The organism is Rhodococcus sp. As11, assembly GCF_048957735.1.
GTDB lineage: Bacteria > Actinomycetota > Actinomycetes > Mycobacteriales > Mycobacteriaceae > Rhodococcus > Rhodococcus gordoniae.
This window is the reverse complement of the sequence record NZ_JARDJE010000008.1, coordinates 18,546-31,517: the sequence shown is the minus strand read 5'-3', so window position 1 is coordinate 31,517 and position 12,972 is coordinate 18,546. Positions and strand designations below refer to the sequence as shown.

Below are 12,972 nucleotides of genomic sequence, written 5' to 3'. Positions count from 1 at the left end.
GGGTGGGGGTTGCGGCAAGCCCCCACCTGCGCGATACCGTGGAAACGGGACGGGACGACCAGCGTCCCGGGTCAGCCCCCGAGGATGCGTTCGATCGCGTCCAGGGTCGCCGGAATTCCGCTGCGGGCGGACTGTTCCCGTGCGGCGATCCGGGCAGGTGCCTCCGCCCCGAACTTCTCGTGGAAGAACGTCAGTCCGGCTTCGGTGAACTCCCAGGTCTCCGTCAGCTCCGTGCCGGCGTCCGCGGGCTTGATGATGTAGCTCCAGCGCACGAGGCCGGGACCGACCGACCACGCGAACTCGCGGCCCGGAGATGCGACGACGACCTCCGACCGTGTCTCCCAGGTGCGCTCGGGGGTGACGTTCCGTCCGGTGAAGAAGGACCCGACCTCGGGGCCCTGACCTTCGTCCCACCAGCATTCCGCGCAGACGGGAGACCATTCACCTGTGCGGGTGACATCGGAGACGAGGGCATACACCTCGTCGGGGGTGGCGGAAACGGCGACGGAGGATTCGAAGGTCAGGGGTGTGGTCTGCATGGCTGCCATCCTGCCCTGTCGAGATCACCGCGTCGCGCCGTACTGCCCCGGCCGGATCGCCGGGACGGCTACGCAGCGACGGCTCTGCCCTCCACGCGCGCCGGCACGGGTTCGGCCGCGACCGAGGTGAACGGTGTCTTCACCGGAAACTCGTCGTGGAGGGATTGCACGCAGAGCTTTCGCACGATGCTCGCAAGACCGAGTGTTGCTTCGAGCATGGCGAAACGGTCGCCGATACAGGTCCGTGGGCCACCCCCGAAAGGCGGATACTGCCGACGCGACCGATTTCTGATCGCCCCGGTGCGAACCGCTCCGGATCGAATTTCTCGGGTTCGTCCCACAGTGCAGGATCACGGTGGAATGCATAGATCCCGACGACCGTGTTCGTGCCGGCCGGGATGCGGTAACCATCCACTTCCACGTCCTGCATCGCCATCCGCCCGGTCGTGGCCCCGGGCGGACACATTCTGAGCGACTCATGGATCACCTGGACGGTACAGGGCAGATGCTCGATATCGTTCGCTCGCAGGGGACGGTCCCCCAAGTCGACAGCTTCCGGCGCCACGCGCTCTTGAATTCCGGGATTGCGTCCGAGTTGCCACAAACTGTAGGTCAGAGTGGTCGCGGTGGTGTCGTGACCGGCGAAGAGAAAGGCGAACAGGTCGTCGCGAATCTCCTTGTCGGTGAATGGCTTACCGGTGGCCGGATCGGTGAGTTCGGAGATCCGATCCGCGTGAACCGCCACGTGGTTCCTGGTGAACAAGGGCTGCAATGCCCGGCGTCGGGGCACCCACGGTTCGTGGGGAAGATCGAACAGGTTGTTGCCGCCCCACAACCGTTCCTGGACACAGACCGTCATCTCCTTGTCGAAAGCCCCGTCGGAGCCGCCGAGAACATCGTGGGCGTCCTGAGGCGAGGTGACGATTGCGAAGGTCGGCGCCCATCGAGCGGGACGGAGGTGGACGAGGGTGACCGGTCCACCCGGCATCAGGAACGAGGCACTGCGCAACCGCATTCTTGGTGAACTGCACGGGTGAATTCGTCTGCAGGCAACAGTTCGATCGAATGTCAGGATCGGACTTCGAACTGCAATTCGATCCGTAAAGCGCTGTTCCCGTGTCGATGTGTGCTTATACTCGCGCAATGTTGATCATCGGGATCATTCTGTTCGGGCTGCTCGTCGGCGCGGCGGCACAGATCGTCGTGGGCAGATCCGGGACCGGGATCGATTGGACGCTCGCGTGCGTTGCGGGCATCGGCGGTTCGTTCGCCGGCGGTCTGCTCATCAGCCTTCTCGCGGGTGACGGACTCGAACTGCGGCCCAGCGGGATCATCGGCTCGCTCGTCGGCGCGATCATCGTGACGGCTGCCTGGTCGGCATGGAAGGCGCGCTCGCGTCGGGCGTAGCTGTCCGAGCGACCACCGGCCCCGCGAACGAGCAGCGACTGCTCGACATCGAGCCGGGAAATCCGGTGTGCCGCCTCGGCCGTCGCTCAGGGGCCCGAGCACTGATCTCGATCATTCGTCGGAAGCGTCGTCGAAGCGACGCCGCGCCTCCTCGATGTAGGGAAGATTCGTCGACGCCCACAGCAGGAGGGCGTCGATCGGTTCGCGCGCGGTCTTCCCCAACGGGGTGATGCGGTACTCGACGCCGACCGGTCGGGTGTTCACCACTCGGCGTTCGACGATCCCGTTGCGCTCGAGTCTGCGCAGCGTGTTGGTCAGGGGTTTCTGCGTGACCCCGGGAACGGCGCGGCGCAACTCGTTGAAGCGACGCGGCGCCTCGCACAGTTCGGTGAGCACGCTCAGCGACCACTTGTCGAGGATCTGCCCCAGCAGCTCCCGGTGGGCAGCGAGGGCCAGCAGATTGTGATCAGCGGTATCCGTCATGAAACCTGGTTTCGTTGAAGTGACTTTCGGCTACCAAGTATAAATCGGATACCAATCGGATTCGATCTCAGGAGTAGCCCGTGCCCGTCACGTTGTTCAGCCCCGCAGGCATGCTGCCGAACGCGCCCTACCATCACATCGCCGTCGCCACCGGAACACGGCAGGTCCACGTCGCCGGCCAGGTCGCGCACACGCCGGACGGTTCACCGGTCCCCGCCGACCTGGCCGGTCAGGTGTCCCGGACGCTGCGCAACGTCGCCCGGGGCCTGGCCGGAGCCGACGCGAGCTTCCACGACGTCGTGCGCCTGACGTTCTACGTCACCGACTGGCACCCGGAGAAGATCGAGGCACTCATGACCGGCGTTCGGGCCGTGGCGCACGAGATCGGACTGCCCGATCCGATGCCGCCGGCGTCGCTGATCGGAGTCGCGGCGCTCTACGAACCAGCAGTGCTCGTGGAGATCGAAGCGACCGCGGTTCTCGAGGGGTGAGCGTCGTTCGTCGGTCAGGCCGCGCAGACCTCGAAGATGGGGAACCCATCGCCGCACGCCGTCGCATGGAACGCGACCCGCACCCGGGCGTCGGCGCAGTCGGGGAACGATCCTTCGATCTTCGAGTACAGCCACGGCCCGGCGTCGAGTTCGACGATCGCGAGCGTGACGGCGGTATCGTCCTGCGGGCCACCGTCGAGAGGCTCGACGACCTTCCAGGACACGATCGAACCGGTACCGGAGCAATCGGCGGACTCGAGATTCGCGCTGCCACAGGAGGAGCAGCGCACTGTGTCGGGAGCGAGCAGCGTCGTGCAACTCCCGCAGCGCAGGATGGTCATGCGGCGCTGCGTCGCGTGGGGCGCCATCGCGGTCCTTCCGTCAACGAGAATGTCCGAGCCACAGCAGCAATCCGTCGCAGCAGGGGCGAGACCCCGACGGGCCGATGACGTGGCTCCGGTCATCGGCCCCCATTCGAAGGTAGGCCTCGGTAGGGGACTTGCCATCGGTACGGGAGCACACAGATCAGTGTTCCATGCTGGTCTCAGCGCACAATCCGGGGTTCTTCCGCTGGGACTTTCGGGCTGCCGTGCCATGTGGGGACGAGGGCCCGAACATCGCCGTGAACTGTAGGTTTTCCCCACCGGCCGGTGACGCACCTCTCCCTGGCACCCGGTGCCGCACGCAATCACTGTGCGCACAGCCCGAAGGAGACTCCAAACAGTATGCACGTACCCCGGTGAAACGAACACCCATCCTCCTCAGCCTGGATGAGCAGCGAGCCCGCTGCGTCGCCGCGCTGGGTCACCCCGCTCATCGCGGCCGTCTCCCCTGCGGATCGACCGGCCCCAGACATTCGACCGGTTTGTGAGGAGTTCTCCTGTGACGACCGCACGCGACGTGCGCGCGCCATCCGCCCCCGCGAAGGCCCGGGGGCCGAAACCCCACCTGGCCTTCCGGCCGCTGTCCGCCGACGCGAGTTCCACGGTGCCAGCCCCCAGGCTCGGCTGCTGCCGGCGATCGACGGGACGGGGTCCGCCCCGGTCGCACTTCCGAATTGTGGCGGATCCTGGGTGGAAGGACCACGTGCGGGTTTCGACCGGGTGATGCTCTACCTGCACGGGGGTGGCTTCCTGTGCGGAGGGATGCGCAGCCACCTGCGTCTCATGTCGCGAATCTCCGACGCGGGACGAACGCCGGTGCTGATGGTCGACTACCGGATGCTGCCGAAGCACTCGATCGACGACGCCGTCGACGACGGGGTGGATGCCTTCCGCTTCCTTCTCGCCGCGGGGTACCGGTCGGAGCAGATCGTCGTCGCCGGGGATTCGGCCGGCGCCTATCTCGCGTTCATGGTCTCGCTGACACTGCGCGACCGGAGATTGCCGACGCCCGGGGCGATCGGCGAGATCGGACGTTTCGTTCGGGCCGTCGTCCCGGGCCGCCGGGCCGGATGACCGCCCTCACCCGGGCGGCAAGGGGCTTTCGGGATCCGGTGCGAGCACGGTGGGTCCGAGCCAGTGACACAGAGCCAACGCGTTCTCGAGATCGAGTCGATGTTCGCGCACGCTGTGACCGATCTGCTCCTCCGCCTTGCTGATCCGATAGGCGACCGAATTCCTGTGCAGGTGCAGCCGTTCGGCAGTCGCTACGAAACTTCCTCCACTGGTGAGGAATTCGCGGAGGGTGTGACGTAGCTGCGCGGCGCCGGGATCATCTGCGGCGAGCCGGCCGAGCACATCACCCACCCACGCACGCACCCAATCGAGGTTCGTGCACATCAGCGCCACCGCCCCGACCTCGTCGATCGAGACGAGCCGCGGCCCCGGCAGCTCGGACGTCAGAGCCACCTCCCGCGCCTGAGCCGCCTGCCGATGGGTGCGGACGAAACCGTCGATGCCCTCGTGAGGTGCGCCGAGCGCCACACCGACGGGTCGCTGCCACGCCGCAACGATCTCGGTCAACATGCTCGCATCGACGTGGTCGACCGCACCGAGCGGTATCCACGCCCAGGCCGTGTACTCGTCGGACTGCTCGAACAGCGCTCGACCACCGACTCCGAGGTGCTCGGTGAGCACCGTCACCGCCTGCTCGAGCCCGTTCCATTCGGTCCCGGACCGGTCGCCGCCGGCCACCTGGATGTCGTCGGTCCAGACGATCACGCCGAGATGGTGCTGCCCGAGCCGATATCCCAGGGTGCGCTCGGCGTCCCCGACCTCGATGGGACGTCCGGCCAGAATGTCCTGGATCCGGGCGGTTCGGGAGGCATTGCGGTTGAGCAACCAGGTGTCGCGTTCCGACTCGTACACTCCCAGCAGCGTCTGGGACACCCCGTCGATCCCGGCCGAGAGCCTCATGAGGATCTCCACCCCCGCCTGCGTCACCGCTCCGGCATCCTCGCTGAGTCCCGCCAGCGCCTCGAGATACCACCGCATGATGCTGTCCTGTGCAAGCCGATTGCTCCGATCCACCACCGAGACCGGGAAGCCCTGCCGGGCCAACATCCGGACCAACGCATACGATGCGGCCGGTATCTCGATCTCGTCGCGGTCGTTTCTGAGAAAGCGGGTGATCGCGTCGACACCGTCCTCGGCGGTCTGCTCGAGTGCGCGACGAGTCGGGCGATCCTGGGACATCGCGTCGATCTCCGGGGAGATCCGCTCGAACATGTACCGCATGATCTCCGAACGCCGCGTGATCGGCAGATCGGCCGCCGCGTCGATCAGTGCACGCGTGTCCGGTGCCGGATCGCCCACCGCGCGGGCGCCCCGTCCGATCTCGTGAGCATTCATCGTTTCCGTTCCCGGAGCGTGCCGCCTCCGTCGAGGTGCGCTGCCTCGACGGTAACGGCTCGATGCGGGCGGCGACCGCGGATCGGCGGCGTTGATCCGGACACGATCGTGCCGACACTCACCCCGGGTGTTGTCCTGACCCGTCGGCCGCGCCGCCTAACCTGTCACGGTGAGTGAATCAGGCCGAGCGCGGTTCGACGCGATCGAGGACGCGTTGGTGCGGGACGACCGCCTGCGGTTGTTCTCGTTCGCCACGGCCGAGAAAAGAGTGGACTACCTGTGGGTTCTGCGCGCATTCGATCACGCGCGCGGCAACTATTCGGTGCTGCTGCACGCCGGGGACGTCGAAAACGTCCTGGCCCGGCTGCCCGGGGCGACCGGCGACGACGTCCCCGATTCCTCCGAGATCCCGGCGCTGCTCGAGCAGTTGCACGCATGGGGTGTACTCGAACGCAGCTACGACGGCACCCGCGCGGCGACACTCGCCGAATATCGCAACCGGCACTACGTCTACCAGTTCGGGCAGGCCGGTTACCGGGTGTTCCGTGCCGTCGAGGATGTCCTGTCGTCCCGCGGTGAGGATGTGTCGCTGTCGCGCCTCGCACTCCCCGACCTGCTCGCCGACCTGAACGATCTCGCCGACGCGAACGCGGCCGGCGACGGCGAACTGGTCTACCGGAAGCTGAGCCGGCTCGACGCGACCTTGTCGGACATGGCCGAGCGCGCCGCCCGCTTCTATCTCGTCCTCGGCGACCTGGTGCGCACCACCGAGGTCACCCCGGAGACCTTCCTCGCGCACAAGGATGCGTTACTCACCCACATGCGCGAGTTCAGCACCGACCTGGCCCGCTATGCTCCGAAGCTCTCCGCGGCCCTGGACCGGGTGCAGGCCACCGGCGTGCAGAAGCTCACCGCGGAGGCGGCCCGGCACGACGAGCGGGTGTTGCTGTCGTTCGAGGAACGCGAAGCGGACTGGGCGCAACGCTGGTGGGGCATCGAACACTGGTTCGTCGGTGTAGGTGCCGAGCCGAGCGAGTCCGAACGTCTGCGCGGCGCGACGATCAACGCGATCTCGGCGGTGCTGGGACTGTTGCGCCGGCTCACCGAGCAGCGGCGCGGAGGCGTCAGCCGCGAGTCGCAGCTGCGGCATCTCGCCGGCTGGTTCGCCGCGGCACCATCCGAGGACGCCGCGCACGCGCTGTTCGGGGCGGTCTTCGACCTGGACCGCCCCCGGCATTTCTCCGTCGCACATCCCGATGCCGACGTCGTTCCGGTCACCCGGTCGTGGTGGGAGGCGCCACCGGTCGAGATCTCCCGCACCCTGGCCGAGACCGGTCGCCGGCCCGCAGCGGGGGCGCCGGGGCGGATCCAGCGCAACGATGCCGGGGTGCGCCGGTTGCGCGAGACCCAGCTCGAGAAGCAGCGTCGCCGGGCCGAGGCGGCTCGTTCCCTCGCCGCCGGTGGGGTGCGCGAACGGAAGCTGAGCGAACCGGAAGCGGAGGTGCTGTTGAGCCTGCTCGACGCGGCGTTGTCGGCGCGAGTCCCCGTGAGGGGCCGGGTGCGCAGCGACGATGTCGCCTCCGGCACCCAGAACGGGGTCGAGCTCACACTCCGCCCGAGCGGCGAGTCCACCGTGGTGCACACCGCGCGGGGGCGCCTGTATCTGGACGGTCTGTCGGTGGAGGTGCGGTGAGGGCGCGTTCGATCCCGTCGGTCGAGTTGGATTCGTATCAGCGTGCTGCCCGGCTGGTGCTCACCCACCATCTCGTCACCGCGACCTTCCCCGACCGTGCGGCGCTGGCGACGGTGCGCCGCTGGGCCACCGAGTTGCGCGACGATCTGCTCGCCACCTTCGGATACCGGCTCGAGGTCACCGAGACCACCGCGCGGCTGTTCACCGTCGCCGATCGTCTCGACGCGGGTACGGGCACGTCGACGCACACGGGTCGGCCGTTCGACCGTCGCCGGTACGCCTATCTCGCGTTGGCGATTGCGGCGCTCGGTCGTGGTGCCGGCCAGATCACCCTGTCCGAACTCGCCGAGCACGTCGCCTCCGAGGCGGGTCGGGTGAACGGTGTCGAACTCGACACCGAACGCGCCGCCGATCGCGATGCCTTCGTCGACGCCGTGACCTGGCTCGGTGTGCGCGGCGCGATCACCCTCGCCGACGGTGATGCCGGTGGGTGGGCGAGCGACCCCGAGCGCGGTGAAGCGCTCTACGATGTCGACCGTGCGGTCGTGCACGCCCTGTTCCGGCCACCGCGGGCGTTGCAGCATCTCGAATCGGTGTGCGGTCTGCTCGGCAATGCGGGTGCCCCGCATTCGGATACGGCGGAGGTTCGGCGGCGGGTGCGACGCGCAGTGGTACAGCGCCCCGTGGTCTACGCCGACGACCTCGACGAGGACGAGGCGCTGCAGCTGGCGTTGCGCCGCACCACCGACGACGTGGAGTTGCTGACCGGCCTCGTCTGCGAGCGTCGCGCCGAAGGCGTTGCGCTGGTGGACACTTCGGGACGACTGTCGGATCTCCGGTTCCCGAACACCGGGACGGTCGCCCAGGTCGCCCTGCTGCTGGCCGGAGAGATGTGCGACCGCGTCCTCGACCCCGACACCCCGGCCCCGCCCCGGTTGCCGGTCCCCGCGGAGACACACGACGCCCTCGTCGCCGCCGTCGATGCCGCGATCCCGAGGTCGACGGTGTTCACCCCGCTCGCGGTGTCCGACACTCCGATACCGCACGAGCAGGCCGAGAACGACGACATTCGCGCACCGCTCGAGCATCCTTTGCTCGAGGATTCGTGGCTGGCAGGCACCGTCGGGCGTCTCGTCGACATCTACGGCCGGACCTTCGCCGCGCAATGGCAGGCCGACCCCGCCGGACTGACCGAAGCCGCGGTGGACATGCTCGACCGGCTGCGGCTGGTGGCCCGGGTGGCGGGCGGGGTGCTCGTCCTGCCCGCGATCGCGCGCTTCCGCGGCGTGACGGTCAGTGTGCGTGAACGGGATCCGGAGATCGACCTGTTTCCCGAGTCCACCCCGCCGACAGTCCCCGACCCCGATACGACCCCGACGGAGATCTCATGAGCAGCGCCCGATTCCGCCCCACGCGTGCCGGGATCATCAACCTGTGGGACTACCGCGACCAGGAGTTCTCGTTCGCCGACGGACGACTGGTGCTGCGCGGACCGAACGGGTCGGGCAAGACGAAGGCCCTCGAGGTGCTGTTCCCCTTCGTGCTCGACGGCCGCATCGAACCGCGACGCCTGAACCCGTTCGCCGGCGAGGAACGCACCATGCGCTCGAATCTGCTGTACCGGGGGCAGGACAGCGCCCACTCCTATGTGTGGATGGAATTCTGCCGCGGCCGCGCCGACGACCCGGAGGCCGTCACCGTCGGCATCGGCATGCGCGCCACCCGCGGCAACGACAAGGTGACCCGCTGGCACTTCGTCGTCGACGGCCGTGTGGGCGTGGACTTCTCACTTCTCGACGACGAGGACCGCCCGCTCACCCGCAAGCAACTCGCCGACCGGATCGGAGCCGACGCGATCACCGATCGCCCCGTCGACTACCGGGGCGCGATCGACGCACGCATGTTCGGACTGGGCGCGCAACGCTACGACCAGCTGATCAACCTGATCTTGACGCTGCGCCGCCCGCAGCTCGCCAAGAACCTCGATCCGAAGGGCTTGTCGCAGGCCCTGACCGACGGACTCCGCCCCCTCGACGACGACCTCATCGTCGAGGCCGCCCGCTCGTTCTCCGCCATCGAGGAAGTCGAGCGCACACTCGAATCTCTCGCGGCCGCCGACGACGCGGCGCAGCAGTTCGTCAAGGTGTACTCGAAGTACATCCGTCAGCAGGCCCGCACCGCTGTGGACAAGGTCGCCGTTCGTCTCGGGGTGGTCGACACGGCGGTCCGGTCGCTGCGTGAGGCGTCCGAGGCCCGCACCGAGGCCACCGCCGCACGCACCGCCTCGGAGGAACAGCTCCTGGTGGCCGAACGCGACCACGAACAAGCGCGCACCACCCTCGAGGCACTCCACCGCTCGAGCGCCTACGAAGGCAAACAGCAGCTCGACGACCTCGCGTCGGCGGTGAAGAACCTCGAGCGCACCACCGCCGCGCAGGCCGAGCAGGCGAACCGCGCCCAGGCCGTGGTGGCCGACCGGCTCCGCGATCACGACAGTGCCCGCGACGCGCTGGAGACGGCGACGGCGACGCGTCGTCGCACCGAGGACGGGCTGAGTGCGGCAACCGAGGACGCCGGCATCACGTGGAGCGGTCTCGACGACATCGAACGGACCGAGCAGCTCAACGCGGCGATAGACGCGCTCGCCGAGGAACGCGACGCCGACGTGCGCGCCGTGCGCAGTGCACTGTCCCATCTCGACGGTGCCGCCGCGGCGCGATCACGGGCCGAAGCCGCGGCGGTGCGTGCCCGCGCGCAACGCGACACCGCGTCGGCCGCGGTGGAGACTGCCGAGACCATCGTCGAGCTGTCCCGCAGCGAGATCGCCGCCGAGCTGGGCCGGTGGTGGTCCGATCGCGCCGAGACCTTCGCGGCCGTGGGTCTGTCCACTCCGGTCTTCGAAGCGCTCGACACCGCCTTCGGAACCGTCGGTCAGGACGATGCGCCGGCTCCGGCGGCGGTGTTCGCCGAGCACACCGGCCCGGTGCTCGACGACCTGCGGTTCCGGCGTCGCGTATGCGGCTCGGAGATCGAGTCGCTCGGCACCCGCATCGCCGAACTCGAGACCGAACGCGCCGCCGTCGCGGCCGAACGCGACGACGCTCCCCCGGTATTCCCCGCTCGCACCGGCAACCGTGACGATCTTGTCGGCGCCCCGCTGTGGCAGCTCGTCCGGTTCCGCGACGACGTGTCGACACAGGACGCCGCCGGTATCGAAGCGGCATTGCAGGCCGCGAACCTGCTCGACGGGTGGATCACCGATGGCGACCTGCCGGACATCGAGTCGGAGCAATTGTTGGTGCCGTTGGCGCCCGAGCACCGGCCGAGCGGTCCCACGCTCGCGGATGTACTCGTTCCCGAGCCCGACACGGCCGTCCCCGAGGAACGGGTCGCCGCGGTGCTGTCGTCGATCGCGTGGGCCACCGACCTCGGACCGGGCGCGCGGGTGTCGGTCGATGCGCACGGCGGGTTCCGGCAAGGAGTGCAGCTCGGTCGCCACGTCAAGGAGCAGGTCGAGTTCATCGGGGCCACCGCCCGCGCCCGGCGTCGGCAGCGTCGCATCGTCGAACTCGAGACCACCATCGCCGAATGCCGCGCCGACGTGGAGTCGCTGCGCGAGCAGGATCGCGAGATCGGCGACCGGCTCACCGCACTCGACGACGCCGCGAAGTCGTTGCCGCGCACCGGATCCGTGCTCGCGACGCTGCGCAAGGTTACCGAATGCGCCGGCGCGCTGCGGACCGCATCCGAGTCCGCGGCCGCCGCCGACCGCGACCTGGACCAGGCGATCGCCGCGATCGCCACCAAGGAACAGCACCTGCGATCGACGGCCGGCCGGCACCGGGCACCGCTCACTGCGACGGAACTCGACAGTCTCGACGCGGCCGTGCGGCACTTCCGTTCGCAGGCTCAGGCCCTGCAGCGCGCCCTGCGCGAACAGGTCACCTGTGGCGATCGGCTCCGCGACACCGATCTTCGCCTCGAGGAAGCACGGGTCTCCGCCGAGAACGCGGCCGAACTCGCCGCGGAGAACGCCGAAAGACTGGCCGACGAACAGCAGAAACTCGCGACGCTGCGCGAGTCCATCGGGGCGAGCGCCGACCGCCTCGACACCCAGCTCGACGAGGCGCGGCGCAGGATCGAGATGACGAAGACCGCCGAACGGACCGCCCGCAAGGCCCACGAAGCGGCGCTCGAACGAATCGGCAAGGCCGACGCGGCCCATACGGGCGCCGAGACCGCCCTGCGCTCGGCGCTCACCGAGGCCCGGGCCGACGCCGACACACTCGCGCCGTTCGCCCGCCGCGACCTGCTGATACTGCTCGGTGTGGACACCGAACACGTCTGGCCGTCCAGCGCGGCCGCGTGGCTCGACGCCGATCAGCTCGCCTATCGGATCCGGCAGTCCCCCGACAACCCGGTCGACGTACTGCCCACCGAGGTCCTCGCACTGTTCCGTGCCCTCGACACCGCCACCGAATCGGTCACGACCTCCGAGTCCACTCGCAAGTCCACCGCCTCGGCGCTGACGTCCGCACTGCAGGAGTTCGACGCCGAACTCGCCCGGGGCCGCGACTACCGGCTGCACTGGGACGCCGCCGAGGGCGTCACCGTCGTGCAGGTACAGGATGAACAGGGCTACACGTCCGTCGCGGCCTTCGCGCAACGTATCGCCCGAGCGCGGCAGGAACAGGAGACCCTGCTCACCGACTCCGAACGGCGCATCCTCGAAGACGCGCTCCTCACCGGTCTCGCGCAGCAGATCCACGAGCGCACCGTCGACGCCCGCGACCTCATCGCCCGGATGGGTACCGAGATGCGGCAACGGCACATGTCCTCGGGCAACACCATCGGGGTGCACTGGGTGCTCGCCGACCATCTCGACGAGCCGGCCCGGGCGGTGTGCAAACTCCTCGACCGCGACGCGTCGATGCTGGCACCGGACGATCTCGCGGGGATCCGCGCGCATTTCGCCTCGCGGATCCGCGCGGAGCGGGCCGCGCACCCGGAACGGTCGTACCCGGAGATCCTCGCCGCGACGCTGGATTACCGCCGGTGGCGGGTGTTCTCGTTCAGTCTCATCGGTGCGGACGGCAGCGAGGACCGCCTCACCCCGGCCCGGCACTCGGCGTTGTCCGGTGGCGAACAGTCCGTCTCCCTGCACCTGCCGTTGTTCGCGGCGGCGCACGTGATGCTCGATTCGGCCGACCCGCACGCGCCGCGCCTGCTCGCCCTCGACGAGGCCTTCGCCGGCGTCGACGACACCGGTCGCAGCGAACTGCTCGGTCTGTCCGTGCAATTCGACCTCGATCTGTTCATGACCGGTTTCGACCTGTGGATCACCTATGCGGGCGTGCCGGGGTGCGCGCACTACGACCTGTCGCATTCGGTGGCCGAGCACACCGTCGCCACCACGCTGCTGGTGTGGTCGGGGGGCGAACTGCTCGCCGAGCACGACGGGTCCGATCTGGAGAGCGCGCTGGGATCTCCGCGGACCCGTCGGGTCGCACGCCCTGCGGAGGGGGCCTTCGAGTTCGCCTGATCGTGACGACGGTCACTGCGGCGTG

Annotated in this window: 11 protein-coding genes and 1 pseudogene; 6 read left to right on the top strand and 6 right to left on the bottom strand. The window is 68.8% G+C overall.

Annotated features, from left to right (window positions below; translation table 11 throughout):
* Nucleotides 1-71: 71 nt before the first annotated feature.
* From PV766_RS12565 to PV766_RS12555, 3 genes and pseudogenes are all read right to left on the bottom strand, one after another.
* Complete coding sequence (locus PV766_RS12565; RefSeq protein ID WP_421097124.1) at nucleotides 72-548, bottom strand: SRPBCC family protein; 477 nt, start codon at nucleotides 546-548, stop codon at nucleotides 72-74.
* 59 nt (nucleotides 549-607) lie between these two features.
* Nucleotides 608-880, bottom strand: coding sequence for a cytochrome P450 (locus PV766_RS12560; RefSeq protein ID WP_421097123.1), 273 nt, complete (start codon nucleotides 878-880; stop codon nucleotides 608-610).
* 11 nt (nucleotides 881-891) lie between these two features.
* A pseudogene (locus PV766_RS12555) lies at nucleotides 892-1,398 on the bottom strand (cytochrome P450); the annotation flags it as partial.
* Nucleotides 1,399-1,682: 284 nt separating this feature from the next.
* Between PV766_RS12555 and PV766_RS12550 the strand changes: the two are divergent.
* A complete protein-coding gene (locus PV766_RS12550; protein WP_129976778.1) occupies nucleotides 1,683-1,946 on the top strand; it encodes a GlsB/YeaQ/YmgE family stress response membrane protein in 264 nt (87 codons plus the stop codon).
* Nucleotides 1,947-2,057: 111 nt separating this feature from the next.
* Here PV766_RS12550 and PV766_RS12545 read toward each other — a convergent pair whose 3' ends face one another.
* Entirely contained in the window at nucleotides 2,058-2,429 is a 372-nt protein-coding gene (locus PV766_RS12545; protein WP_421097122.1) for a winged helix-turn-helix transcriptional regulator, read from the bottom strand.
* Nucleotides 2,430-2,509: 80 nt separating this feature from the next.
* Between PV766_RS12545 and PV766_RS12540 the strand changes: the two genes are divergently transcribed.
* Nucleotides 2,510-2,920: a RidA family protein gene (locus PV766_RS12540; RefSeq protein ID WP_129976776.1), complete on the top strand. Its 411-nt coding sequence runs from the start codon at nucleotides 2,510-2,512 to the stop codon at nucleotides 2,918-2,920.
* 14 nt (nucleotides 2,921-2,934) lie between these two features.
* Here PV766_RS12540 and PV766_RS12535 read toward each other — a convergent pair whose 3' ends face one another.
* Entirely contained in the window at nucleotides 2,935-3,288 is a 354-nt protein-coding gene (locus tag PV766_RS12535; protein ID WP_064064061.1) for a Zn-ribbon domain-containing OB-fold protein, read from the bottom strand.
* A 705-nt stretch (nucleotides 3,289-3,993) separates the two neighbouring features.
* On the opposite strand from PV766_RS12535, the gene PV766_RS12530 reads away from it, so the two are divergent.
* Entirely contained in the window at nucleotides 3,994-4,377 is a 384-nt protein-coding gene (locus PV766_RS12530) for an alpha/beta hydrolase (protein ID WP_421097121.1), read from the top strand.
* A gap of 6 nt (nucleotides 4,378-4,383) precedes the next feature.
* Here PV766_RS12530 and PV766_RS12525 read toward each other — a convergent pair whose 3' ends face one another.
* Nucleotides 4,384-5,712, bottom strand: coding sequence for a PucR family transcriptional regulator (locus PV766_RS12525; RefSeq protein WP_421097120.1), 1,329 nt, complete (start codon nucleotides 5,710-5,712; stop codon nucleotides 4,384-4,386).
* A gap of 232 nt (nucleotides 5,713-5,944) precedes the next feature.
* Between PV766_RS12525 and PV766_RS12520 the strand changes: the two genes are divergently transcribed.
* From PV766_RS12520 to PV766_RS12510, 3 genes are read left to right on the top strand one after another with little or no spacing between them, the layout of a single operon-like run.
* Nucleotides 5,945-7,405, top strand: coding sequence for a TIGR02677 family protein (locus tag PV766_RS12520; RefSeq protein ID WP_421097215.1), 1,461 nt, complete (start codon nucleotides 5,945-5,947; stop codon nucleotides 7,403-7,405).
* Nucleotides 7,402-8,796, top strand: coding sequence for a TIGR02678 family protein (locus PV766_RS12515; protein ID WP_421097119.1), 1,395 nt, complete (start codon nucleotides 7,402-7,404; stop codon nucleotides 8,794-8,796). The genes PV766_RS12520 and PV766_RS12515 overlap by 4 nt, the downstream gene beginning before the upstream one ends.
* A complete protein-coding gene (locus tag PV766_RS12510) occupies nucleotides 8,793-12,947 on the top strand; it encodes a TIGR02680 family protein (protein ID WP_421097118.1) in 4,155 nt (1,384 codons plus the stop codon). The genes PV766_RS12515 and PV766_RS12510 overlap by 4 nt, the downstream gene beginning before the upstream one ends.
* The last annotated feature ends 25 nt before the right edge of the window (nucleotides 12,948-12,972 follow it).

Coding starts and splice junctions, on each gene's coding strand:
- PV766_RS12565 (WP_421097124.1), bottom strand. CDS start 548: ATGGCAGCCATGCAGACCACACCCCTGACCTTCGAATCCTCCGTCGCC.
- PV766_RS12550 (WP_129976778.1), top strand. CDS start 1,683: ATGTTGATCATCGGGATCATTCTGTTCGGGCTGCTCGTCGGCGCGGCG.
- PV766_RS12545 (WP_421097122.1), bottom strand. CDS start 2,429: ATGACGGATACCGCTGATCACAATCTGCTGGCCCTCGCTGCCCACCGG.
- PV766_RS12535 (WP_064064061.1), bottom strand. CDS start 3,288: ATGGCGCCCCACGCGACGCAGCGCCGCATGACCATCCTGCGCTGCGGG.
- PV766_RS12525 (WP_421097120.1), bottom strand. CDS start 5,712: ATGAATGCTCACGAGATCGGACGGGGCGCCCGCGCGGTGGGCGATCCG.
- PV766_RS12510 (WP_421097118.1), top strand. CDS start 8,793: ATGAGCAGCGCCCGATTCCGCCCCACGCGTGCCGGGATCATCAACCTG.